Source organism: Cognatishimia activa (assembly GCF_001458335.1).
Taxonomy (GTDB): domain Bacteria; phylum Pseudomonadota; class Alphaproteobacteria; order Rhodobacterales; family Rhodobacteraceae; genus Cognatishimia; species Cognatishimia activa.
Genome location: NZ_CYTO01000005.1, coordinates 1 through 21,301, shown reverse-complemented (window position 1 = coordinate 21,301; position 21,301 = coordinate 1). Strand labels below are relative to the sequence as shown.

Sequence of the window (21,301 nt, the reverse complement as noted above, 5' to 3'; positions counted from 1 at the left end):
GAGGTTCCAAAAATGAGCACACCCAATCCGAGCCGCCAGATCAAAGTCGGTATTGATACCGGCGGCACCTTTACGGATATTATTGCCGTAGACAGTGCGTCAGGCGAAGCGTTTGCAACCAAAGTGCCTAGCACCCCGGATAATCCGGCGCGAGGGCTAGTAAGTGGTGTCGATCAGATCACAAAGCAACTCGGTCTTGATCATACTGCTGTCGAGGCGCTCTGCCATGGCACGACCGTAGCCACCAATGCGCTGCTAGAAGACCGCTTCATGTCCCTCGGTCTGATCGTGACAAAAGGCTTTCGTCATATCGTGGAAATTGCGCGGCAAAGTGTTCCCGAGGGATATGGCAACTCGTACTTCTGGGTAAAACCGGACCGCATTGTACCGCTTCATCTGGTCAAGGAAGTTGATGAGCGGTTGAAATTTGACGGCGACGTCATCCGAGACCTTGACGAAGACAGCGTGCGTGAAGCGGCAGAGTTCTTTAAGCGCAAAAAGGTCAAGGCACTGGGAATTTGCCTCATCCACGCTTACGCAAATCCGGATCATGAAAAACGAGTGCGCGACATTGTCAGCGAAATCTGTCCTGACCTACCGGTGTCGATTTCTTCCGAAGTTCTGCCGGAATACCGGGAATACGAGCGCACCATCACCACGCTGGTCGACGTCTTTGTCAAACCAAAGATGAACCAGTATATGGGCGATATTCATGAATTACTGCCAACGGATCTCAAAGCGGCACCATTTCTGGTCATGAAGTCAAACGGCGGCGTTGCTGGGGTCGATCAAATCCGGGATCGCCCGATTTCAACCGCGTTATCCGGGCCTGCTGCCGGTGCATTGGGGGCCGCAATCTTCGCAGAAAGCGCCGGATTCCCCAATGTTGTAACCCTGGATGCCGGAGGCACATCGACTGACCTTTGCCTTGTCGAGAGCGGAGAAGCGCATCTGACGACCAATGGATCGATCGGGCGCTTCCCGGTCAAGCTGCCGATGATTGATGTGGTGACGGTTGGCACTGGTGGCGGGTCCATCGCTTGGAAAAACCCCGAAGGACGACTTGCCGTTGGCCCCAAAAGCGCCGGGGCCAGCCCCGGACCGCTCTGCTATCCCAATGGCGGCGACAATCCGACAATCACTGACGCCAACCTCGTGCTTGGGCGGATCCCACCCGAACTCATCGGTGGCGGCATCGCACTGGATGTCGACCGCGCCAGAAACGGTATGGTCGAGCTCGGCAACGAACTTGGTCTGAACGCAACTCCCGAAGAAATCGCGAACGGGATCATTGAAGTCGCCAATTGGAATCAAGCAAACGCCATTCGTCAGCTTGTTGTGCGCCGTGGCTTTGCGGCCGGTGATCTGGCACTGATGTCATTTGGCGGATCAGGCCCTGCACAATCCGCCGCCGTAATGGATCTTGTCGGGCTTCAGGCCACAATTGTGCCGCTGAATCCGGGCAACGTGTCTGCATTCGGATTGCTCGCCGTCGACTGGCGCACCGACCATGTACAGACCAGGGTCATGCGCGAAGACAATGTCGATCTGAGCGCAGTTTCAGAGATTTTCCAGAAGCTGGAGGCAGAAGCCTCACAAGCACTCAAGAAAGACGGTGTCGCTGAAGCAGACACGGCCTTGGTTCGCTATGTCGATGCCCGCTATGTGGGCATGGCCGACGAATTGCGTGTTGCTGTTCCCTCCGGGGACTTAGGCGAGCAGTTCCTGGCCGATGCTCTTGAAAGCTTCCACAACTCGCACCAATCCATGTTTGGTTACGACTATCGGGATGAACAACCTGTCGAGATCGTGAACCTTGCCGTGTCGGGTTTCGGGAAGATCCGTCGCCCGGATCTGGGCGCTCATTTTGCCGAAGGCAGCAGTGATCCTATCCCCGCCTCCCACCGTCAGGTCTATTTCGAAAGTGCCGGAGGATTTGTCGATACGCCGATTTACGACCGCTCTTCACTTACCGCAGGCGCTGAAATCACCGGCCCGGCGGTTATTCAGGAATTCGGTTCGACGACCGTTTTGTTCGACGGGCAGCACATGAGCGTGCACCCCGCCGGCTCTCTCATCATCCGGTCGCGCCGCGACGCCAGCGAGGTATAAGAACATGACCGATACATCCCACCGCGTTGATCCTTTCACCGTTCAGATTGTCAAAGAATCTCTGGATTCCATCGAACGAGAAGTCGAAGCTGCAATCGAGCGCACGTCACGCAGCCCGATGATCCGCGACCAGCATGACTACCGCGTTGGCCTGCATGACAACAAATGCCGCAAGCTGACCGGCCGTTCCTATTCTGCGATGGTCAATGCGGTCGTTCGCGATTTCCCAATCGACACCATGAATCCGGGGGACGTCTATTTTTTCAATGATGTCTATCTGTCCGAGGGCAGCATCGGCCACCTGCCGGATTTGTGCTCGACCGTCCCGGTCTTTCACGAGGGCGAGGTTGTGGCCTTTGTCCAGGCATTTGGTCACCACGACGATGTTGGCGGCACTGTGCCGGGATCAATGCCGGGCGATGCCAAAAGCTGTTTTGAAGAAGGCTTAATGATCCCTCCGATCAAGCTTTACGACAAGGGCGAGCGCAACGAGGCCGCCTTTACGATCCTGCGTCGCAACACGCGCACACCGGACGGTCTGCTGGGCGATGTCGACAGCGAAATCAACGCCTGTCTGATGGGCGCGGCGCGGCTGGAAGGTCTGTTCAGACGCTTTGGCAAGGAGGTGATGGAAAAATGCTTCCAGATCATTCTCGATCAATGCAAAAACACCTTTGTGAACGAATTGTTCCCCAAAATTCCTGACGGCACATATGAATTTGAAGATTACGTCGAACATGACGGCGTCAGTGACCCGAAACTCTACACAATCGCGCTTAAAATCCACAAAACCGCGGACAAGATTGTGCTCGATTTTAATGGCACTGATCCTCAGGCAGTGGGCCCGATCAACTGGCCTGCAGATTACGCGGACGGACGCTTTCTGGTGAAATGGATCGCGCCCATTCTGCGCAACCTCGCAGAAACCCCGGAGCGCGCCGCAGAGATTGATGTTAACGAAGGCGTCTGTGATGTATTTGAGGTGATTTTCCCACCAAAAGGCACATTGATCACCCCGGTTTTCCCGGCGGCCACAAATGCGCGCTCTTTCATTCTGTTGCGCAGCATTGGCCTTTTGGCTGGCGCTATCACCAAGGCCGTCAAGGGCCTGATGCCCGCAGATCAGGAAACCATTCGTTATTCCGGCCTCTATGGGACGGACGATGCCGGAGAGTTTTTCCTCTGGCGCGAAGTTCTGGGTGGCGGCTCTGGTGGTCGCTACTACGCGGATGGCAGCGACGTGATCCACATTGTGCCTGACTCGCGAAACCAGCCTGTTGAATTTGTTGAAACCCGCTTCCCGCTTGTCATCGACAAGCTGGGCCTGCGCCAGGACTCGGGTGGCCCCGGCAAGTTCCGGGGTGGCATGGGCTATGACAAGCATATCCGTGGCTTGACAGAAACCACTGCGATTTTGACAGCCGACCGTGTGCGGCTGGGCTGCTATGGTGTCAACGGCGGACAGGCCGGGATGCCATTTCAAAGCTCGACAATCAATCAGGGCGAGGAATTGCTTTTGGACGGATTGGTCAATGATGCGGCCGTCGAGGAAAATGGGACGTTCCGCATATGCACGACAGGCGGTGGCGGCTGGGGTGATCCAATCGAGCGCGACGAAGCCATGGTGTTGCAGGATCTTCTTGAGGGACGCATCAGCGAACGCTCTGCGAACGAAGATTACGGGGTTGTTGTTCAGTGGGATGAATTTGGCGAACCGATGCTTGATCAGCAAGCCACTAAGTCACTGCGCGCGGAGATCGCAGCGCAACCCGACCGCCAGCGCCCTCTGATTGATCGCGGCGCGGGTTACGACATGATGCGTGGGAATGGTTCATGACAGATTGGGCCATCTCTCGCGGGCACCACAGGCTATACGACGAAATTTCAGCGCGCGCCGAAGCGAACCCCGAGGCGGCGCTATTCCATCTCCCCGACGGTGAGCGTCTGAACTACGGCGATGCATTGTCGCGCGTGGGTCAGTACGCCGCCGTTTTGGTGGATCAGGGTGTTTCAAAGGGCGATCGTGTCGCCGTGCAGGTGGAAAAGTCTGTCGAAGCCGTGTTGGTCTATCTTGCCTGTCTGCGGACCGGAGCGATTTTCCTGCCGATGAACACCGGCTACACGCCAAGCGAGACCAGATATCTGCTGGAAGACGCCGAGCCGACGCTTTTCGTTTGCGATCCTGATATTGCGAAAAAACTCACGGATGAAACTCAGTCTGTGCTGACGCTCTCCGCAGATGGCAAGGGAAGTTTGACCGACGCGGTCGACACTGCAGGCGCAGCTCCTCCGGTCGCCAAGTGTTCCGGCGATGAAGTTGGTGCAATTCTTTATACATCGGGAACAACTGGCCGCCCCAAGGGCGCCATGCTTTCTTATGATAACCTGGCTTCAAATGCCGAAGTGCTTGCAGCGGCATGGGGATTCAGCCCGCGCGACAAGCTCATCCACGTTTTGCCGATCTTTCACGCTCATGGCCTTTTTGTTGCGATCAACACCGTCTTGTTTTCCGGCGCTTCACTGATCTGGCTGCCGCAATTCAAGCCGGAACGGGTCATTCCGCTGCTCTCGCAAGGCACGGTTATCATGGGTGTGCCCACAATTTATGGACGGCTCTTGCAAACAGATGGTTTTGCGGATGCTATCCGACAGGGGGCCTTGCGTTTGGTCATCTCGGGTTCCGCCCCTTTGTCGGCGCGCGATTGGGAGCGTTTCCGCGACGCAACGGGCCACGAAATTCTTGAACGCTATGGAATGACCGAAATTCTCATGCACACGTCAAACCCTTTGATCGGAAAAAGAGTACCCGGCTCTGTCGGGCCAACGCTTCCCGGTTGCGAAATTCGGGTGATTGCAGATGACGGGGAAACACTCGGTCCAAATGAAATTGGGGGCCTCCAAGTTCGGGGTCCCAATGTGTTCAAGGGGTACTGGCGCAACCCCGAAAAAACCGCCGAGGAATTTACCGGTGACGGCTGGTTCCAAACCGGCGATGTCGGGCTGATCGATACCGAGGGTTACGTGCATATTATGGGCCGTTCCAAGGATTTGGTCATCACCGGCGGCTATAATGTCTATCCCAAAGAAGTTGAGGCAGAACTGGGCATACTGAATGGGGTCTCTGAAAGTGCCGTATTTGGTGTGTCGCACCCTGACTTTGGCGAGGGCGTTTGCGCGGCAATTGTCACGGGCGCGGGCTCAGACCTTACTCAGGATGGCATCCTTAGCCTGCTGCGCCCCAAACTAGCGCCCTATAAATTGCCCAAGGCCGTGTTTTTTGTCGACGACCTTCCGCGGAATGCGATGGGAAAGGTCCAGAAAAACGTCCTTCGCGAAACCTATGCTCAGGTGTTTCAAAGTGATCGCTGAAGGGCCCGAGCTGATCCCGTTCGCGCGGAAACAACCGCGCCGCAGGCTGGTCTACAGTGCGACAGGGGGCCAATTGAAAGAGCGAAGATGACCCGTCTGACACTATTTGTAGCGCCTTACGCCTGTCCCCGAGTGCCTACAGCGGCGCTTGAAGAGGTAGGCGTTCCCTTTGAAACCATTGTCGTCGGGATCGACGCTGGCGAGCACAAGAGCCCAGAATTCCAAAAGCTGAACCCTAAGGGAAAGGTTCCTTGCCTTCTCGTGAATGACGAGCCGCTGACCGAAAATGTTGCGATCCTTTCATGGCTGCACCGGCGATTCCCAGACGCAGGCCTCTTGCCTGCGACTGACTGCGAGTTGGAAAAAATGCGCCAGGTTGCGGATCTGGCATTTTGCGCGGGCGGTCTGCACCCAATCGTCACACGAATCCGCATGTCGCATCGCTTTGTCGAAGATCCCTCGCTGGCCCTTCAGGTGCGAAAGAAAGGGATCGACGCGATGAGACCGAACGCGGACATGATCAATGATCGTCTGGCGGGCTCAAATTGGTGGTATGCGGATAAATGGTCTGTGATTGATGCTTACCTGCATTGGATATGGTTTCGCATGACCGGGGCTGGATTCCCGGCCGGCGATTATCCCCATTGGCAGGCGCACTATGAACGCACGTCGAACTATCCATCTGTTCAGAAAATGCTTGCCCGCGAGGTGCAATGGCAGGCGGAATTGGAAAGCCGGGGCGCGGCCTATCCGCCGTAGAAAGTGACAATTACGCGCGCGTCTTCGCACCGCCCGGCAAGATAATTATGTCGCAAAAATGATTTTCGCAGGTGGATTTCAAACTCAAGAGGCTGACGCGAATTCAAAATTGTGACCTTTATCCCAACAAAAAACGCCGCCCCAAATTGGAGCGGCGTTTTAGAAATCGATGAGGTTTGGGATTAGAAGCCCAGACCTTCGTATTTCGCTTTAAACTTGGAAACACGGCCGCCTGCGTCCATCAGACGGGAGTTACCGCCAGTCCACGCAGGGTGCGCAGATGGGTCGATGTCCAGTGCCAGTTGGTCGCCTTCTTTGCCCCAAGTGGAGCGCATTTTGACGATGGTGCCGTCGGTCATCTTGACGTCGATGAAGTGGTAGTCTGGGTGCGTATCTTTTTTCATGATGCCACTCCTTACGCTTTAGGCTTGTAGTTGGTGACTTCTGCGATACGTGCGGATTTACCACGACGGGTGCGCAGGTAGTACAGCTTGGAACGACGCACGCGACCACGGCGAACCACGGTGATGCTGTCGATGTTGGTGGAGAACAGTGGGAACACACGTTCCACGCCTTCACCAAAAGAAATCTTACGAACTGTGAAAGAACCGGCAATGCCTTCACCGTTTTTACGGGAAATGCAGACGCCTTCGTAGTTCTGAACACGTGTACGTGACCCTTCGGTCACTTTGTAGCCGACACGGATGGTGTCACCGGCTTTGAAATCTGGGATATCTTTACCCAGAGAGGCGATTTGTTCCGCCTCGAGCTGTGCGATCAGGTCCATTTGACCATCTCCTATGTTGCTCGTGGTTTAGTCCACGAAGTTAGGTGCCGGTCCAAGAACTCTGTGTCTTCACCGGGTCCGCACTTTGAAATTCAAAAGAGCGCCCGCAAGAGGATGTCCGTCGTTACTTATCATTTCTGCTTTAGCTGGCTGGCCCTTCGAAGAAAAAGAGATCTGCCAATAGAAAACAGGTCCGAACGACTCAGAAGAGCCTCGGACAGGCGCGGTTTAGGGGAAAGTCGGAGGTTTGGCAAGCGTGGCGTTGTCATTTGGCGCTTGCAATTCCAGCGTTGAAGCTCAGTGTGCAGTCTATAGCGCAGGTATCAAAAACCATGGCGCAGACTCGAGGGAAATTTGGATTTCGGCGTACTTTCTGAATTTAGCATGGCCACCATTCTCTTCTGCCTCTTCGTGGCCGTTGTTGGAGGCGTTGTTAAAGGTGCAATTGGGTTTGCGCTCCCATTGATCTTGGTCTCTGGGATCAGCATGGTTACGGATCCAAAAATAGCAATTGCGGCCCTGTTGGTTTCAACTTTAGTGACCAATGTCTTACAGACTTTTAGGGCAGGTACAGGGCCGGCCTTAGCGTCTCTGAAAGAGTTCTGGCGTTATGTTTTTGCCGTTTGTCTTTTCATTTTTCTATCGGCGCAACTCGTGCCGCTTATTCCAAGCCGGGTATTCTACTTCGTCTTGGGCATCCCAGTTGTCGGTCTGTCGTTGATCCAATTGTTTGGCGTTCAATTGACGATCGCGCCGCGGCATCGGCGCAAAGCTGAATGGGGTATTGGCGCACTCTCTGGGTCCTTTGGTGGATTTGCAGGAACATGGGGCCCGACCACGGTTTTGTTCTTGCTGGCGATCAATACCCCGAAAGCCAAGCAGATGATTGTGCAGGGTGTTGTGTATGGCGCGGGTTCCGTTTCACTGCTCACCGCCCATTGGCAATCAGGCATTCTCAACAAAGAGACCGCACCGCTGTCATTTGCGATCCTACCAGCAGCCCTTTTTGGAATGTGGATCGGTTTTCGCATTCAGGACCGTTTAGATCAGGCTCTGTTTAAGCGGATCACGCTTGTTGTGCTGATCATTGCTGGGATCAATTTGTTGCGCAAAGGGGTGATGGGTTAGGGCCCTAGCTTTTCTTGCTTTCCCATTTCTCCCACATATCAGGGCGGCGTTCTTTGGTGATCTTTTCCGCCATCTCCTGACGCCACTGGGCAACCTTGCCATGGTTGCCAGACGTCAGAACCTCGGGGATTTCACGACCCATCCATTCGGCTGGACGTGTGTATTGCGGATGTTCAAGCAACCCGTTCGAATGGCTTTCGTCCTCGATGCTTTCGGCATTGCCGAGAACCGAAGGAAGCAAGCGCACGGTGGCGTCAATCATCGCCTGCGCCGCGATTTCACCGCCGGTCAGGACAAAATCCCCGAGCGAAACCTCTTGAATGTTGTAGTGATCTAAGACCCGTTGATCGACGCCTTCAAAGCGTCCGCAGAGCATCGTGACGCCATCGCACTGGCTCCATTGACGTGCAATGTTTTGGTTAAACGGCACACCGCGCGGGCTAAGATAAACCAAAGGGTTGGTGCCTCGCGCGCTGCGCAGAGTGTGATCAATGGCTTTGCCAAGAACGTCGGGCCGTAGAACCATACCTGCACCGCCTCCAGCCGGGGTGTCATCGACATTCCGGTGTTTTCCGTCGCCGAAAATGCGCAGGTCTGTGGTCTCAAGCTGCCACTTGCCATCTTTAAGGGCCTTGCCGGTCAAGCTTTCTCCGAGAACGCCCGGAAAGGCGTCGGGAAACAGTGTAATGATCCGCGCAGTCCAAGCGTTGGCGAGCTTCGGGTTATGAGTCATCAACTCGCGCGGCTTCAAGGAAACCGTGATCGATTTCCGACCATGGGATTTATTTGGGGCCGACATTTGATGCTCCGTAGCTTTGCACCCGCTGCCTTTAGCGCTTTTTGGATTGACGGATCAAGGTGCGCCGCGCGCGGGTCAGGCCCTTTCGCGCGACCAACCCATCCTTGTCAGTCTCTGAAAGCGCCAAAAGCTCTTCGCGCAAAGTGTCCGACCCGCTGACATTTTGCGGCCTAGCGAGCGTGATCTTGGATTGCACATTCTCTGGCAAACCACAGAGATCCAACAGAGGTTGAAGGGGGCCCAGCGTGCCTGCGTGATCTTCGATCGCAGCAGAGATCACTTGGCTCGGTTCGATCGCCGCTTTGACCTGCGAAATGATCGGCGCAAAGTCTGCGGCATTCGCATACCGCTTACGGAACGCTTCCAGCGTGATCTGCTTGTCAGAGTTCTTAATGAGTTGCCAATGACAGCTGTCGAGCCAACCCTCATTGCGGGTCGAATAATAGAGAACCAAGTCGAATTTGTCGCCGAAAACAAGTTCGAGTGTTTCTTTAAGGGCCGCGGCAATCGCAGGAGCCGCGCGATAATCTTTGATGCCATGACGACCGATTAGATAGCCTGCGAAATCCTCTGACGACATCAACACAGGGCGCGGGTCGTCTGGTTTCAATTCAGACAGCACTTCGACAAACATCGCCTGCAAAATACCCAGCTCGACCGGATCATGTTTGACCGAAAAAATTTGGGCGGATTTGCGCGTCGGTTTGAGCTTCTTGCGCGGGATGAGTTGAACGAAGGGCGACAACACATCCTGATGGGCTTCCAGCGTTTTTTGAACGGTGCTGGTGGCCGTTTTGTGGAACCCGGCGTGAATGATAAAACGACGCATCACGCCCTGCCAAATTCCCACATCAATCGAAAATCCCATCAGGCGGGTCGGCGACGATGCGACCGGCGCCAAGATCGACCGTGGGAACAATCGCACGGGTAAATGGCAGAAGCACAGTGTTCTTTAGGCCGGGCCCATAGATTTCTAGCAAATCATCCGCGCCGTTGTTTTGAACGGACTTCACATTGCCAAGAACCGTTCCGCCGGTGTCGCGCACCTCAAGGCCAATCAGATCGGTGTGGTAAAACTCGTCCTCGGGCAATTCTGGCAAACGGTTACGGGGCGCAAAAAGCTGAGTGCCTTTTAGCGCGTCCGCGTCTTCTTTGGTGATCACCCCGGACAGGCGCGCAGCCAAACCGTTTTTGATCGACCGTGTCACGACAACATCAAATTCGCGACTGCCATCTTCGGTGCAAAGAGGGGCATAGTCGGCGATCGCTTCCGCTTCAGCGGTGAAGCTCTTTAGGCGGACTTCACCACGGACACCAAAAGCGCCACCAATAGCGCCAACGCAGATGAGTTCGGACATAAGTAAATCGTTTCTTTTTGGGCACGTGCCTAAGGCTCGCGGATTTGTCGCCCATTATAGGCGTCGACGCAAGCGTTAGCGGGTTTCTATCGACAACCGTTTCCGGCGGTCTTCCCAGCCAAGTTGTTCAAGCTCGGGCGTTTTAGAAACCTCTTCCGGTAAACCAACACAGAGGTACGCCACCAAAGACCAGTCACTTGGCACGTCGAGGTCTTTGTTGAGTTGCTCAGGATCGAGAATTGATACCCAGCCCACACCCAGCCCACGTGCGCGTGCGGTTAGCCAAAAGAGATTGACCGCCCCAACGACCGAGTAGCGACGCATCTCGGGCATGGTTTTAGCGCCAAGGCCCGCGCCTTTCACTGTGGCTTCGTCACAATAGATTGCGAGCTGCACAGGGGCGTCTGACATGCCTGACAGCTTAAGGCCGGCGTAGGTTTTGGCTTTCTCGCCTCTGTAGCCTGCTAGTGCTTCTGCGTTTGCGGCCTGAAAGTTCTTAAGCGCATTTGCACGCGCGATTTCGCTTTCAACACGCACAATGCGCCAAGGCTCTGAAAGCCCAACGGATGGGGCGAGCAGAAATGCGTCGAGGCACTCCTGAAGGAGTGCCTCGTCGACCGGATCGGTGCGGAAACGGCGCACGTCGCGCCGCCACCGAAGAAGTCGGGCAAATTCGGATTGAAAGTCTTTGGAGAAAGACTGCATCCAAGTTCCCTTTCTTCTTATTCTTCAGCCGCTGCTTCTTCTGCAGGTGCTGCTGCGGCTTCTGCTGCCTCAGCTGCTTTGGCTGCTTTTTCTTCCGCGCGGTCTTTTGCCTTCTGGCCTGGTTCCGCTTTATTCGGGTTGTTGCGCTCGGTCTTCTCGTTCACGCCTGCCGCTTCCAAGAAGCGTGCAACACGGTCAGTTACCTGTGCGCCTTGGCCAACCCAGTACTGGATGCGCTCCAGGTCCATTTTCACGCGCTCTTCGCTGTCTTTCGGCAGCAGCGGGTTGTATGTGCCCAGCTTCTCGATGAAGCGGCCGTCGCGTGGCATGCGGCTGTCCGCTGCAACGATACGGTAGAATGGACGTTTTTTAGAGCCGCCGCGGGCCAAACGAATTTTCATAGCCATGGTGTAAATCTCCTTAAATGGCGTGAGCAGAGCCGATGCTCTGAGCTATTCCTGGTGTTTCTTGTGATGTCGGATGACTTCCTGAATGATGAAATTCAGGAAAGCCTTGGCAAAATCGGGGTCCAGGTGGGCCCGGCTTGCCAGATCTTCTAGGCGTGCGATCTGCTTCGCTTCGCGGTCAGGATCGGACGGGGGAAGGTCGTGTTGTGCTTTCAGCTCGCCCACCGCTTGGGTGTGCTTAAAGCGCTCACCCAGAGTGTAGACGAGGATCGCATCCAGTCGGTCGATGCTTTCGCGGTGTTCTTTGAGCAGCTCTGCTGCGCGCGTCACGGCGTCGGTCATTGGATCGTCTCCGATTGAGATGCGGGGCGTGGGTGGCGATATACCAAGCAGGGCATATCCGGCTTTGGTTGCGGTGCGTTAGGGTCAAAGGAGGCCCCAAGACGTTCTGCCAAAGCGATAGAGCGTGTGTTGTCTTTGTCGATATAGCTCACGGCGGTGTCCCAGCCGAGGGTTTCATATGCGTGGTTAACCGCTGCTTGTGCGGCTTCAAACGCGTATCCTTTGCCTTCGGCGTTCTCAAACATGAACCAACCGATTTCGGTTTCGGGCCAGTCCGCCGGGGTCCAGGGGCCCACCAGCCCCAATGTTTCGCCTGTGTCTTTGGTTGTTACGGACCACATGCCATAACCCAGTAGATCCCAGTGACCAACTTCAGCGGCAAACTGGCGCCACGCTTTGCCAAGTGTGTATGGACCGCCCACGTATTCCGCACGTTCAGACTGAAAGAACGCCAGAACGGCGTCCAGATCGCTCGCGTCTGGTTTGCGCAGGATCAGCCGATCCGTTCTTATGGTGGGCGATTGGCTCACTTATTTCTTCTTCCCGAAACCAGAAAGACCAGGAGGCAATGCGCCGCCGCCCAAGCCCGGCAAGCCGCCCGGCATGCCTTTGCCCATACCGCCAGCACCCAGTTGCTTAGCGGCCGCTTCCAGCGCTTTGGGGTCCATGGCAGACGGGTCCATACCCGCTGGCATGTCAGGCATTCCGCCTTTGCCGAACATGCCTTTCATGGCTTGCTTCAGCATGCCGCCTTTGCCCATCTTTCCCATCTTCTTCATCATGTCCGCCATCTGGCGCTGCATTTTCAGAAGTTTGTTGAGGTCAGACACTTCTAGACCCGCACCTTTGGCGATCCGCTTTTTGCGGGAGGCCTGTAGCACCTGCGGGTTTGCGCGTTCGATCTTGGTCATGGACTGAATCAGTGCGATCTGCTGTTTCAGGATCTTGTCATCCATGCCCGCGTCTTTGACCTGATTTTTCATCTTGGCCATACCGGGCATCATACCCATAACGCCTTCCATGCCGCCCATCTTGATCATCTGTTCAAGCTGCATCTTCAGGTCGTTCATGTTGAAGCGACCCTTTTGGAAGCGCTTCATCATTTTCTCGGCTTGTTCAGCCTCGATGGTTTCTTGCGCCTTCTCAACCAGAGCAACGATGTCACCCATGCCGAGGATACGGCCAGCGATACGCTCTGGTTCAAAGGTTTCCAGCGCGTCCATCTTTTCGCCAAGACCGACGAACTTGATAGGCTTGCCCGTGACCGCGCGCATGGACAGCGCTGCACCGCCGCGGCCGTCACCGTCCATACGGGTTAGGACTACGCCGGAGATACCGATTTTGCCGTCAAACTCTTCGGCGACTTCAACAGCAACCTGACCGGTCAGACCGTCGACCACCAGAAGCGTCTCGCGTGGATTGACCACATCGCGAACGTCTTCGACCTCTTGCATGAGGGTTTCGTCGATCTGCAAACGACCCGCGGTGTCGAGCATATAGACGTCATAGCCGCCCAATGTCGCTTGCTGCTTGGCTCGTTTGGCGATTTGAACGGCGGACTCGCCTGCCACGATAGGCAAGGTGTCTACACCGATCTGGGTGCCAAGAATTTCCAACTGTTGCATCGCCGCTGGACGGTAGATGTCCAAGGATGCCATCAGAACGCGTTTGCCGTTCTTTTCTTTCAGACGTTTTGCGAGCTTACCGGTACTGGTTGTCTTACCAGAGCCTTGCAAACCAACCATCAAGATGGGCGCTGGCGCATTGTCGATTTTCAGCTCGCCCGGATTGTCGTCGTCACCAGCAAGAACATGCTGCAGCTCATCATGAACAATTTTGACAACCTGTTGGCCCGGGGTGACGGATTTAGTGACCGCCTGGCCGGTTGCCTTTTCCTGAACCGCTTTGACGAAGTCACGCGCGACTGGCAGCGAAACGTCCGCTTCCAGCAAAGCAACACGGACTTCCCGGAGTGCGGTTTTGACGTCTTCGTCAGATAGCGCGCCTTGTTTGGTCAGCCGGTCAAAGACACCGGAAAGGCGTTCGCTTAGATTCTCAAACATCTCTTTTCGGCTCCTTCAACCGTTTCAACATGGACCGAAGATAGGTACGATCCGCTACAACACCAGAGCAAATGCACGAAGGCCCCCGTGGGCGAAACTCGCTGACGGGGGGCGATCCTGGCCAATTGCCTAGGACCGGAAGCTTTTACGGACTCCCGGAATTGGTGAGGCAGATAGCTGGGTCGATCGTGAGAGTCAAGCAAGCTCAGCTGCCGCTCCTGACGCATCTGATCCAGTCCGACATGCCGTGTCTCATTTTGGCAATAGTTGACATAATTTGTCTCGATTGAAGATTTTAGTAACTACCACAGGTTGATTTTTGATCTTTGCATTCTCTAATTTAGCGAAAAGAGTATTTCACAATAAACTCTTGAACCGGGTAGAGGCACTATATGAAGGCGTTCCGAGGCAAAAACGGATGGTTTGCGTGCTACATCGGCGCGACCATAATCGTTTTAGCAGCCACCTTGGTTGTTTGGTTGCTCTACGAACGCGAAAACCGCGTTTTTCTTCTCGAACAACAACGATCGTCGGTGCAAAGCCAACTCGATGAGGTTACGCGCGAAATAGAGACAGCGATCGCAACTCAGACTGCCGCGCTTGAGTCATTGGCGACTTTTGTTTCACTGGAGCCGGACCTGTCCAAAGAAAAGTTTGAAGCCGTTTCTCGGCGTACATTCTTAAAGGCGCGCGAATTCAAGCATGTAGCTTTGGCGCCGGATTTCGTCGTTTCAATGGCTTATCCTTCAGAGCGTACTCGGTCGATAATTGGTCTGGACCACAACAAAATACCTGAGCAACTCGCCGCGGTAGAAAAGGCGGTTTCTTCTGGTGCTGTTGTCATGGCTGGCCCGGTTGATTTGGTGCAGGGTGGGCGCGCCTTGATTGTGCGCAAAGCGGTGCAGACCAGCGATTTCGGCGCGTTTGCGCCTCGTCTTTGGGGTATCGTGTCTTTGGCGCTTGATTTTGAAGCGATCCTTGAGCGCGCCGGGGTTGATGACCTGGATTTCAAAATCGCTATGCGTGGCAAAGATGGCTTAGGGATGTCGGGCGGCATGATTTTTGGTGAGCCGCTTGTTTTTACCCAAAGCCCTATCCTTCAAAAGATAAATTTGCCTCAAGGCAGCTGGTATACGGCAGCGGTTCCGGTGACCGGTTGGACCATTCCGCAGGCGGCGTTTTTGAAGGCAAGGATCGGATTTGCATTAGGTGGCATTTCCCTACTCATTTTGGTTCTGGGCGCCATTCGATTGGTGCATCTTCGCATGCGATCGGACGCGCAGTTAAAAACCGCGATGAACAGCATTGCCGATGGTTTTGCGTATTACGACAGCAGTGATCGGCTTGCATTGTGTAACGACAATTACCGCAAGCTCTATGCCGCGTCGGCCAAAGCCATGGTTCCAGGCGCAAAGTTTGAGTCGATCGTTCGGTATGGATTAGAGCGTCAGCAATACGCGGAGGCGATTGGCCGGGAAGAAGCTTTCTTGAAAGAACGGCTGGCGGCCCACAAGGCCGGCGGTGTTGATGTAGAGCAGCAGCTTGCAGATGGTCGCTGGCTGAAGATCTTGGAAACTAAAACGCCGGATGGCGGCACGGTCGGATTTCGGGTTGATATCACCGAGCTCAAGAACGCGCGGGATGCGGCCGAAGCTGCCAATACTGCAAAGTCAGAATTTCTTGACGTGATGAGTCACGAATTGCGCACACCGCTGACGGTGGTGTTGGGAGGCACACCATTCCTCTGCAAACCAGAAATGCTTCCGACCGCGACCAAGCTGTTTAACTCACTTGAAGCGCGGGGAGAGTCCGCTGCCGACCTAAAAGCAGAAGTTGATGCGCTGCTACATGCCCTGAAGACTCTTGCGTCAAAGGTTGATCGATCTGCAAAACATCTGCTGACCTTGATCAATGACGTGCTTGACTACTCCAAAATTGAAGCCGGCCGGATGCAAATGAATGTCAAACCGCTAAGTTTGGCCGCCACTGTGGAAGATCTCGTGAATGAATACTCTTCCAAAGCTGAGAAGAAGGGCTTGTATTTGGAAGGTGAAGCGCCGGATATATATGTGGAGGCCGATCAAATTCGCTTGCGGCAGGTTTTCACCAACATTCTAGACAATGCGCTGAAATTCACCGAGCAGGGTGGCGTCACCATCTCAGTGGATGACCGAGGGGCGCAGGTTAAAGTGAATGTGTCAGATACAGGTGTCGGAATACCCGAAGATCGTTTGCCTGAAGTCTTTGATAAGTTTTCTCAGGTTGACAGCAGTGCCAGCCGAAAGGTCGGCGGCACTGGTTTGGGCATGGCAATTACGAAGCAGATAATCAAACTTCATGGTGGAGAGATTTCTGTTTCAAGCCAGCTTGGCGAAGGCACCGAATTTACATTTACCCTGCCACGGGCACTGGCAGACGTAGAAGAGGTTCCAATGGAGGACTCTGCCGCCGCCAGCGCCTAGGGGGAAGTTACGCCGCTGCCGCCTGCACGGCATCTTTGTCTAGGACGGTGACATCTGTGATGCCCAGAAATCCCAGTGCGAATTTGAGATAGGGGCTCGCGAAGTCATAGTCAGAGCCCACTTGTGTGCCGCCGCTGGCAATCGCGACAATTACCTTCTTGCCTTCGAGCAGTCCTTTGGGGCCATCTTCGGTGTATTGGAACGTCACGCCTGCGCGGGCGATTTGGTCAAGCCATGCTTTCAGCGATGCCGGGATGTTGAAGTTGTATATCGGGGTGCCGATCACAATCGTATCTGCCGCTTGAACTTCTGAGACCAATGTATCCGAGAACGAGAGCGTTTCATTCTGTGCGTCGCTCCGGCTTTCGGGCGGTGTAAAGGTCCCGGCGACCCAATTCTCGTTCAAAAGTGGGACGCCGTCGGTCAGATCACGGCGAATGATCTCGCCCGCATTTTCTTGCGCGACGATATCGGCAGAGAGTTTGCGGGATACGGACCCTTGGTGGCGCGCGGAGGCGTCTAGATGCAGGACTGTGTGGGGCATAGGTTATTCCTTTTCCGAAGTATTTGTTCTGTTGCCCCAAGATTTGATCATTGCAAATTCAAACGCAATCTTACAGAATGCACTGTATATGTGATATTTTGCACATATGAGTTTTTCGGCAAGGTGGGGCAAGTATGGACAACTGGGATGAAATTCGCACGGCTTACCAGGTCGCTCGTTTAGGGACGGTCAGCGGTGCCGCGGATGTTCTGGGGGTGCACCATGCCACGGTGATCCGGCATATTGATGCTCTTGAAGGGCGTTTGGGCGTGAAGCTCTTTCAGCGCCACGCCCGGGGGTATACGCCGACCGAAGCCGGTCAGGACATGATGCGCGTGGGTCAAGCCACCGACGACCAGTTTGGGCAATTGGAAGGGCGCATCAAAGGACGTGGCAACGATGTGACCGGCGAGTTGGTTGTCACATCATTGGCGACGATGTCGCGGATTCTGACGCCGATTTTGGCGGAGTTCCAAAGCAAGCACCCGGGGTTAACGATCCGGTATCTGACCGATGATCGTGTTTTTCGCCTAGAATATGGCGAGGCCCATGTTGCTATCCGTGCCGGGGCGGTGCCACAAGAACCAGACAACGTCGTGCAAGATCTGGCGACAATGCAGGTCGGGCTTTACGCGACCAAGGATTATGTCGCTCAATATGGAAAGCCATCGTCATTGGCCGACTTCAAGCAACACCATTTTGTCGGCATTGATGATCCGAAATCCCGTGCGCCGTTTTATAAGTGGCTAAATGCGGTTGTGTCTCGCGAGAACATCTCTTTCAGGGCAACAGATGCCAGCGCGATTGAGCAGGCTGTAAAACTTGGCGCTGGTATTGGCTTCTTGCCAAAATGGTTCTGTGAAGAACAAGACAATTTGGTTGAGATCTGGCCGTCTCAGGAAGAATGGCATGGCGCAGTATGGCTGGTGACACATGTGGATCTGCATCGCACCGTGAAGGTCCAAGCGTTTCTGAATTTCTTGAAAGAGAAAGCAAAGGATTGGGTCATGTAAGGGGCTTTGCCCCTCTGGCGCTTTGCGCCATTCACCCCAGAGTATTTTTGCAAAGGTGAATGAAGGGGCGGTTTTAGGCTGTCTTTGAGCTGGTCTTTTCAGCAGGTGCGTCCAGCTCGGCTTCCAAGAAGCGTTCGAACGCGTCGAGGTTGACCGGCTCGAATTGACCAAATCCCTGCATCCAAACGCTGGCGGTTTTCAGCGCGTCAGGTTCGAGCTTGCACCATTTTACGCGGCCGCGCTTTTCTTGGCTGATGAGGCCCGCATTGGCGAGGATCATCAGATGTTTGGAAATGGCGGCGAGGGACATTTCAAAAGGTTCTGCGACATCGGTCACGGCCATATCGTCTTCTAAAAGCATCGTCAGGATGCTGCGACGGGTGGCGTCGGCCAGGGCGGCAAATTTGATGTCCAGGTCACTCATTGCGCCTAACCTAACTTGCACGGGCAGGTGGTGGAAGGGATAACCTTTGATAACGCAAGGATCGGGTCGACTTGTGTTTTCCCGTCTGCATAGAGTGGCTCTGGATAAACGGAGCGCCTTAAATGCCTTTACGCTATTGGGCCGTCATTTTGCTGCTTGCGGCAGGGTGGGGGTCTTCCTTTTTCTTTAACGAGATCTTGCTGCGAGAGCTTGGCCCCATGTCGGTGGGCCTCGGGCGTGTTGGTTTTGGTGCGCTGGGGTGTTGGATCTGGCTGTTTGGCATGAAGGCTTTCAGGGGTGGGGGATTTGATCTTGGCGGCGCAAGCCTTGTGGTTTTGACTTTCTTCAGCGCCTTTCAATATGCCATCCCGCTGACGGTCTATCCCATAACGCAACAATTCATCACGTCATCGGCCGCTGGGGTGGTCAACGCGTTGACCCCAATCATGGTGGTGATCGTAAGCCACCTCTGGCCGCGGGGGGAAAAGATGACTTTGTTGCGAAGCATTGGGGTCATCTTTGGGTTTGCCGGTATCATTTTGTTGGCCTTGCCATCTTTGCAGGGGCAGGGTGCCTCCGATCCGCTCGCCTTATTTGCAACCATGTCGGCGCCGCTGTGTTATGGCTTCGCGCTGAACCTCATTCGCTATATGGACGGTGTGGACCGGGTCGTTCTGACGACAGCATCGCTGAGTATCGCAACCGTCATGCTTTTGCCGCCGGCCTTACTCTTTGAGGGAGTGCCGACGATTACTCAGCCTCAGACGTGGCAGGCCCTGTTGGTCATCGGCTTTCTCCTAACAGCTGCTGCTTTCATCATTTTGTTCTGGCTTATTCCTAAAGTGGGCGGCACGACCGCCTCGACGATTACATTCCTTGCGCCCGTGTCGTCAGTCATCTTAGGGGTCTTTGTGCTCAACGAGGTCTTGGTTCCCATTCAGTACGCAGGAATCGGTGTGATCTTCATTGGCATGCTGTTTGTGGACGGTCGGTTTTTTAGCAAACGCGATATTCAACCAAATCGTTGAATACGGTGAAATAGCCCAATTGGATTTCGTGCGGTTGTGTCGCTCGACTAAGAGTATAAGTCGATGCGCATAAAAATATATGTTTTTCAATGACTTGAATTGCGTCAATCTACGCCGAAGACTCGCGTTGACTCATGGGCCCCACCCACTTAGCAATGCCTCCAAGTTCAACCGGTGGAAATGCGCGTGACCGATCCTGATGACAAAGAGCGGCTGAGGCAGCTTGAGGAACGGATCGAGGCGGTCAAACAGACCCAGGCACCCAAAGACCACATGGAGGAACACTATTCTCAGGCACAGCTGGCCTGGCGGATGGTGATTGAACTTGTTGCCGGTCTTTTGATCGGGTTTGGAGTTGGGTTGGGGCTAGACACCCTATTCGGGACTAAGCCGATTTTCCTAATTCTGTTCATATTTTTGGGTTTTGCCGCCGGGGTCAACGTGATGATCCGCAGCGCGAAAGAAATCCAGGCGAAACAATTGGCCGAGCAAGACGCTGTGGCTGAGACAGACGAGAGGGACTAGACGTGGCAGACAAAGCACACGGCGCGGAAGAGGGCGGTCTTGTATTCCACCCGATGGATCAGTTCATCGTGAAACCACTGTTTGGTGGCGACACAATTGGCATGTTCACCATCACAAACGTGACCCTCTGGATGGCACTCGCGGTTGTTGCGACGGTTGCTATGATGGTTTTCGGCACATCCAAACGTGCAGTGGTTCCAAGCCGTGGTCAGTCCATCGCGGAATTGGCATATGGTTTCATCTACAAAATGGTTGAAGACGTTGCAGGCAAGGATGCTGTGAAGTTCTTCCCATACATTATGACACTGTTCATGTTCATCGTGTTTGCCAACTTCCTTGGCCTGCTGCCGATGTCCTTCACAACGACATCTCACTTCGCTGTGACAGTCGTTCTGGCATTGCTGGTGTTCCTGACCGTAACCATCGTTGGTTTCGTCAAGAACGGTCTGGGTTTCTTGGGGCTCTTCTGGGTTTCCAGTGCGCCACTGCCGCTGCGCCCAATTCTGGCGATCATCGAATTGATCTCTTACTTCGTGCGTCCAGTTAGCCATTCCATTCGTTTGGCGGGCAACGTTATGGCGGGCCACGCGGTTATCAAAGTTTTCGCAGGCTTCGCAGCCATCGCCGTGGTTTCCCCGGTGTCTGTTGTCGCGATCACTGCCATGTACGGTCTTGAGGTCCTGGTGGCCTTCATCCAGGCCTACGTCTTCACCATTCTGACTTGTGTTTACCTGAAGGACGCACTTCATCCATCGCACTAAGTATGTGCCGGGCTGAAGCCCGGCCTACGCAAGTCGAACACTCACACACTTATTCCAAACTTCCAACGTAAGGAGAATTCACCATGGAAGGTCAACTCGCACACATCGGCGCAGGTCTCGCAGCAATCGGTTCCGGCGCAGCCGCTATCGGTGTTGGTAACGTTGCAGGTAACTACCTGGCAGGCGCACTGCGCAACCCATCCGCAGCAGCATCCCAAACAGCGACACTGTTCATCGGTATCGCGTTCGCAGAAGCACTGGGCATCTTCGCATTCCTCGTTGCACTTCTGCTGATGTTCGCCGTCTAATCCAGCGGAACCATCCTTACGTGCGGGTGGGCGCGCTTTGACGCCCCACCCGTAATCAAACGGAAGTTCCCAGGAGGACGTTATGGCGACTGATAAAACCGCCGCCGCGGACTACGCAGCAGACGCTGCATCAGCTCCGGGCATGCCACAGCTGGATTTCTCAAACTGGGGCAACCAGATTTTCTGGCTTTTGATCACACTGGTTGTGATCTACTTCGTCCTGTCGCGCATCGCGCTGCCGCGCATTGCCGCGGTTCTGGCCGAGCGTCAGGGGACCATTACAAATGACATCGCTGCAGCTGAAGAGCTGAAAGCGAAAGCTGTTGAAGCCGAAGAAGCCTATCAAAAGGCACTTGTGGATGCCCGTGCGGAAGCACAGCGCATCGTGGCAGAAGCAAAAGCTGAAA

The 21,301-nt window shown here is 54.6% G+C and carries 24 protein-coding genes; 12 read left to right on the top strand and 12 right to left on the bottom strand.

All coding sequences use genetic code 11. The annotated features are described in order from the left end of the window. Nucleotides 1-12 precede the first annotated feature (12 nt). The 4 genes from TA5113_RS02765 (at nt 13) to TA5113_RS02750 (ending at nt 6,240) form a co-directional block, all read left to right on the top strand. Nucleotides 13-2,112, top strand: a complete 2,100-nt coding sequence (locus TA5113_RS02765; RefSeq protein WP_058316186.1) for a hydantoinase/oxoprolinase family protein — start codon at nt 13-15, stop codon at nt 2,110-2,112. A gap of 4 nt (nt 2,113-2,116) precedes the next feature. Beyond that, nucleotides 2,117-3,949, top strand: a complete 1,833-nt coding sequence (locus TA5113_RS02760) for a hydantoinase B/oxoprolinase family protein (RefSeq protein ID WP_058316187.1) — start codon at nt 2,117-2,119, stop codon at nt 3,947-3,949. After that, entirely contained in the window at nt 3,946-5,481 is a 1,536-nt protein-coding gene (locus tag TA5113_RS02755; RefSeq protein ID WP_058316188.1) for an AMP-binding protein, read from the top strand. The genes TA5113_RS02760 and TA5113_RS02755 overlap by 4 nt, the downstream gene beginning before the upstream one ends. Nucleotides 5,482-5,568: 87 nt before the next feature. Next, nucleotides 5,569-6,240: a glutathione S-transferase family protein gene (locus tag TA5113_RS02750; RefSeq protein ID WP_058316189.1), complete on the top strand. Its 672-nt coding sequence runs from the start codon at nt 5,569-5,571 to the stop codon at nt 6,238-6,240. Between the two features lie 182 nt (nt 6,241-6,422). On the opposite strand, the gene rpmE is transcribed toward TA5113_RS02750, so the two are convergent. Next, on the bottom strand, nt 6,423-6,644 hold the full coding sequence (gene rpmE, locus TA5113_RS02745; protein ID WP_058316190.1) for a 50S ribosomal protein L31: 222 nt from the start codon (nt 6,642-6,644) through the stop codon (nt 6,423-6,425). 11 nt (nt 6,645-6,655) lie between these two features. Continuing rightward, nucleotides 6,656-7,027 carry a 50S ribosomal protein L19 gene (rplS, locus tag TA5113_RS02740; protein WP_058316191.1) on the bottom strand — a complete coding sequence of 124 codons (372 nt, stop codon included), beginning with the start codon at nt 7,025-7,027 and terminating at the stop codon, nt 6,656-6,658. A 384-nt stretch (nt 7,028-7,411) separates the two neighbouring features. On the opposite strand from rplS, the gene TA5113_RS02735 reads away from it, so the two are divergent. Next, nucleotides 7,412-8,155 carry a sulfite exporter TauE/SafE family protein gene (locus TA5113_RS02735; protein ID WP_058316192.1) on the top strand — a complete coding sequence of 248 codons (744 nt, stop codon included), beginning with the start codon at nt 7,412-7,414 and terminating at the stop codon, nt 8,153-8,155. A 4-nt stretch (nt 8,156-8,159) separates the two neighbouring features. Here the strand turns inward: TA5113_RS02735 and trmD are convergent, their stop codons facing one another. The 8 genes from trmD to ffh form a co-directional block, all read right to left on the bottom strand. Continuing rightward, a complete protein-coding gene (trmD, locus tag TA5113_RS02730) occupies nt 8,160-8,954 on the bottom strand; it encodes a tRNA (guanosine(37)-N1)-methyltransferase TrmD (RefSeq protein ID WP_058316193.1) in 795 nt (264 codons plus the stop codon). Between the two features lie 31 nt (nt 8,955-8,985). Beyond that, nucleotides 8,986-9,783, bottom strand: a complete 798-nt coding sequence (locus TA5113_RS02725) for a hypothetical protein (protein WP_058316601.1) — start codon at nt 9,781-9,783, stop codon at nt 8,986-8,988. 22 nt (nt 9,784-9,805) lie between these two features. Beyond that, the gene (gene rimM / locus TA5113_RS02720; protein ID WP_058316195.1) at nt 9,806-10,312 is read right to left on the bottom strand and encodes a ribosome maturation factor RimM; all 507 of its coding nucleotides are present in this window, start codon (nt 10,310-10,312) and stop codon (nt 9,806-9,808) included. A gap of 75 nt (nt 10,313-10,387) precedes the next feature. Then, the gene (gene bluB / locus TA5113_RS02715; protein WP_058316196.1) at nt 10,388-11,017 is read right to left on the bottom strand and encodes a 5,6-dimethylbenzimidazole synthase; all 630 of its coding nucleotides are present in this window, start codon (nt 11,015-11,017) and stop codon (nt 10,388-10,390) included. Between the two features lie 17 nt (nt 11,018-11,034). After that, a complete protein-coding gene (gene rpsP, locus TA5113_RS02710; protein ID WP_058316197.1) occupies nt 11,035-11,424 on the bottom strand; it encodes a 30S ribosomal protein S16 in 390 nt (129 codons plus the stop codon). A gap of 45 nt (nt 11,425-11,469) precedes the next feature. Further along, on the bottom strand, nt 11,470-11,766 hold the full coding sequence (locus TA5113_RS02705) for a chorismate mutase (RefSeq protein WP_058316198.1): 297 nt from the start codon (nt 11,764-11,766) through the stop codon (nt 11,470-11,472). Further along, entirely contained in the window at nt 11,763-12,296 is a 534-nt protein-coding gene (locus tag TA5113_RS02700) for a GNAT family N-acetyltransferase (protein WP_058316199.1), read from the bottom strand. The genes TA5113_RS02705 and TA5113_RS02700 overlap by 4 nt, the downstream gene beginning before the upstream one ends. Further along, nucleotides 12,297-13,829 carry a signal recognition particle protein gene (gene ffh, locus TA5113_RS02695; RefSeq protein ID WP_058316200.1) on the bottom strand — a complete coding sequence of 511 codons (1,533 nt, stop codon included), beginning with the start codon at nt 13,827-13,829 and terminating at the stop codon, nt 12,297-12,299. Between the two features lie 392 nt (nt 13,830-14,221). Between ffh and TA5113_RS02685 the strand changes: the two genes are divergently transcribed. After that, nucleotides 14,222-16,291 carry an ATP-binding protein gene (locus TA5113_RS02685; RefSeq protein WP_058316201.1) on the top strand — a complete coding sequence of 690 codons (2,070 nt, stop codon included), beginning with the start codon at nt 14,222-14,224 and terminating at the stop codon, nt 16,289-16,291. Between the two features lie 7 nt (nt 16,292-16,298). On the opposite strand, the gene TA5113_RS02680 is transcribed toward TA5113_RS02685, so the two are convergent. Then, on the bottom strand, nt 16,299-16,835 hold the full coding sequence (locus tag TA5113_RS02680; RefSeq protein ID WP_058316202.1) for an FMN-dependent NADH-azoreductase: 537 nt from the start codon (nt 16,833-16,835) through the stop codon (nt 16,299-16,301). A gap of 134 nt (nt 16,836-16,969) precedes the next feature. Between TA5113_RS02680 and TA5113_RS02675 the strand changes: the two genes are divergently transcribed. After that, nucleotides 16,970-17,848 carry a LysR family transcriptional regulator gene (locus tag TA5113_RS02675; RefSeq protein ID WP_058316203.1) on the top strand — a complete coding sequence of 293 codons (879 nt, stop codon included), beginning with the start codon at nt 16,970-16,972 and terminating at the stop codon, nt 17,846-17,848. 73 nt (nt 17,849-17,921) lie between these two features. Here the strand turns inward: TA5113_RS02675 and TA5113_RS02670 are convergent, their stop codons facing one another. Next, a complete protein-coding gene (locus TA5113_RS02670) occupies nt 17,922-18,272 on the bottom strand; it encodes an ArsR/SmtB family transcription factor (protein WP_058316204.1) in 351 nt (116 codons plus the stop codon). 122 nt (nt 18,273-18,394) lie between these two features. Here TA5113_RS02670 and TA5113_RS02665 point away from each other — a divergent pair, with 122 nt between their 5' ends. From TA5113_RS02665 to TA5113_RS02645, 5 genes are all read left to right on the top strand, one after another. Further along, complete coding sequence (locus tag TA5113_RS02665; protein ID WP_058316205.1) at nt 18,395-19,300, top strand: DMT family transporter; 906 nt, start codon at nt 18,395-18,397, stop codon at nt 19,298-19,300. Between the two features lie 186 nt (nt 19,301-19,486). Continuing rightward, complete coding sequence (locus TA5113_RS02660; RefSeq protein WP_058316329.1) at nt 19,487-19,825, top strand: AtpZ/AtpI family protein; 339 nt, start codon at nt 19,487-19,489, stop codon at nt 19,823-19,825. Nucleotides 19,826-19,878: 53 nt separating this feature from the next. Next, nucleotides 19,879-20,586 carry a F0F1 ATP synthase subunit A gene (locus TA5113_RS02655; protein WP_106387498.1) on the top strand — a complete coding sequence of 236 codons (708 nt, stop codon included), beginning with the start codon at nt 19,879-19,881 and terminating at the stop codon, nt 20,584-20,586. 83 nt (nt 20,587-20,669) lie between these two features. After that, complete coding sequence (locus TA5113_RS02650; RefSeq protein WP_058316207.1) at nt 20,670-20,894, top strand: F0F1 ATP synthase subunit C; 225 nt, start codon at nt 20,670-20,672, stop codon at nt 20,892-20,894. Between the two features lie 82 nt (nt 20,895-20,976). After that, a partial coding sequence (locus TA5113_RS02645; RefSeq protein WP_442338345.1) for a F0F1 ATP synthase subunit B family protein occupies nt 20,977-21,301 on the top strand: 325 nt, incomplete at its 3' end.

Bases quoted from the DNA above. Each gene is read 5' to 3' on its own strand.
- TA5113_RS02670 (WP_058316204.1), bottom strand. From the start codon at position 18,272: ATGAGTGACCTGGACATCAAATTTGCCGCCCTGGCCGACGCCACCCGT.
- rpmE (WP_058316190.1), bottom strand. From the start codon at position 6,644: ATGAAAAAAGATACGCACCCAGACTACCACTTCATCGACGTCAAGATG.
- TA5113_RS02755 (WP_058316188.1), top strand. From the start codon at position 3,946: ATGACAGATTGGGCCATCTCTCGCGGGCACCACAGGCTATACGACGAA.
- TA5113_RS02725 (WP_058316601.1), bottom strand. From the start codon at position 9,783: ATGCGTCGTTTTATCATTCACGCCGGGTTCCACAAAACGGCCACCAGC.
- TA5113_RS02735 (WP_058316192.1), top strand. From the start codon at position 7,412: ATGGCCACCATTCTCTTCTGCCTCTTCGTGGCCGTTGTTGGAGGCGTT.
- TA5113_RS02760 (WP_058316187.1), top strand. From the start codon at position 2,117: ATGACCGATACATCCCACCGCGTTGATCCTTTCACCGTTCAGATTGTC.
- TA5113_RS02750 (WP_058316189.1), top strand. From the start codon at position 5,569: ATGACCCGTCTGACACTATTTGTAGCGCCTTACGCCTGTCCCCGAGTG.
- TA5113_RS02650 (WP_058316207.1), top strand. From the start codon at position 20,670: ATGGAAGGTCAACTCGCACACATCGGCGCAGGTCTCGCAGCAATCGGT.
- TA5113_RS02765 (WP_058316186.1), top strand. From the start codon at position 13: ATGAGCACACCCAATCCGAGCCGCCAGATCAAAGTCGGTATTGATACC.
- rpsP (WP_058316197.1), bottom strand. From the start codon at position 11,424: ATGGCTATGAAAATTCGTTTGGCCCGCGGCGGCTCTAAAAAACGTCCA.
- rplS (WP_058316191.1), bottom strand. From the start codon at position 7,027: ATGGACCTGATCGCACAGCTCGAGGCGGAACAAATCGCCTCTCTGGGT.
- TA5113_RS02680 (WP_058316202.1), bottom strand. From the start codon at position 16,835: ATGCCCCACACAGTCCTGCATCTAGACGCCTCCGCGCGCCACCAAGGG.
- rimM (WP_058316195.1), bottom strand. From the start codon at position 10,312: ATGTCCGAACTCATCTGCGTTGGCGCTATTGGTGGCGCTTTTGGTGTC.
- TA5113_RS02675 (WP_058316203.1), top strand. From the start codon at position 16,970: ATGGACAACTGGGATGAAATTCGCACGGCTTACCAGGTCGCTCGTTTA.
- TA5113_RS02685 (WP_058316201.1), top strand. From the start codon at position 14,222: ATGAAGGCGTTCCGAGGCAAAAACGGATGGTTTGCGTGCTACATCGGC.
- ffh (WP_058316200.1), bottom strand. From the start codon at position 13,829: ATGTTTGAGAATCTAAGCGAACGCCTTTCCGGTGTCTTTGACCGGCTG.
- trmD (WP_058316193.1), bottom strand. From the start codon at position 8,954: ATGTCGGCCCCAAATAAATCCCATGGTCGGAAATCGATCACGGTTTCC.
- TA5113_RS02655 (WP_106387498.1), top strand. From the start codon at position 19,879: ATGGATCAGTTCATCGTGAAACCACTGTTTGGTGGCGACACAATTGGC.
- TA5113_RS02665 (WP_058316205.1), top strand. From the start codon at position 18,395: ATGCCTTTACGCTATTGGGCCGTCATTTTGCTGCTTGCGGCAGGGTGG.
- bluB (WP_058316196.1), bottom strand. From the start codon at position 11,017: ATGCAGTCTTTCTCCAAAGACTTTCAATCCGAATTTGCCCGACTTCTT.
- TA5113_RS02705 (WP_058316198.1), bottom strand. From the start codon at position 11,766: ATGACCGACGCCGTGACGCGCGCAGCAGAGCTGCTCAAAGAACACCGC.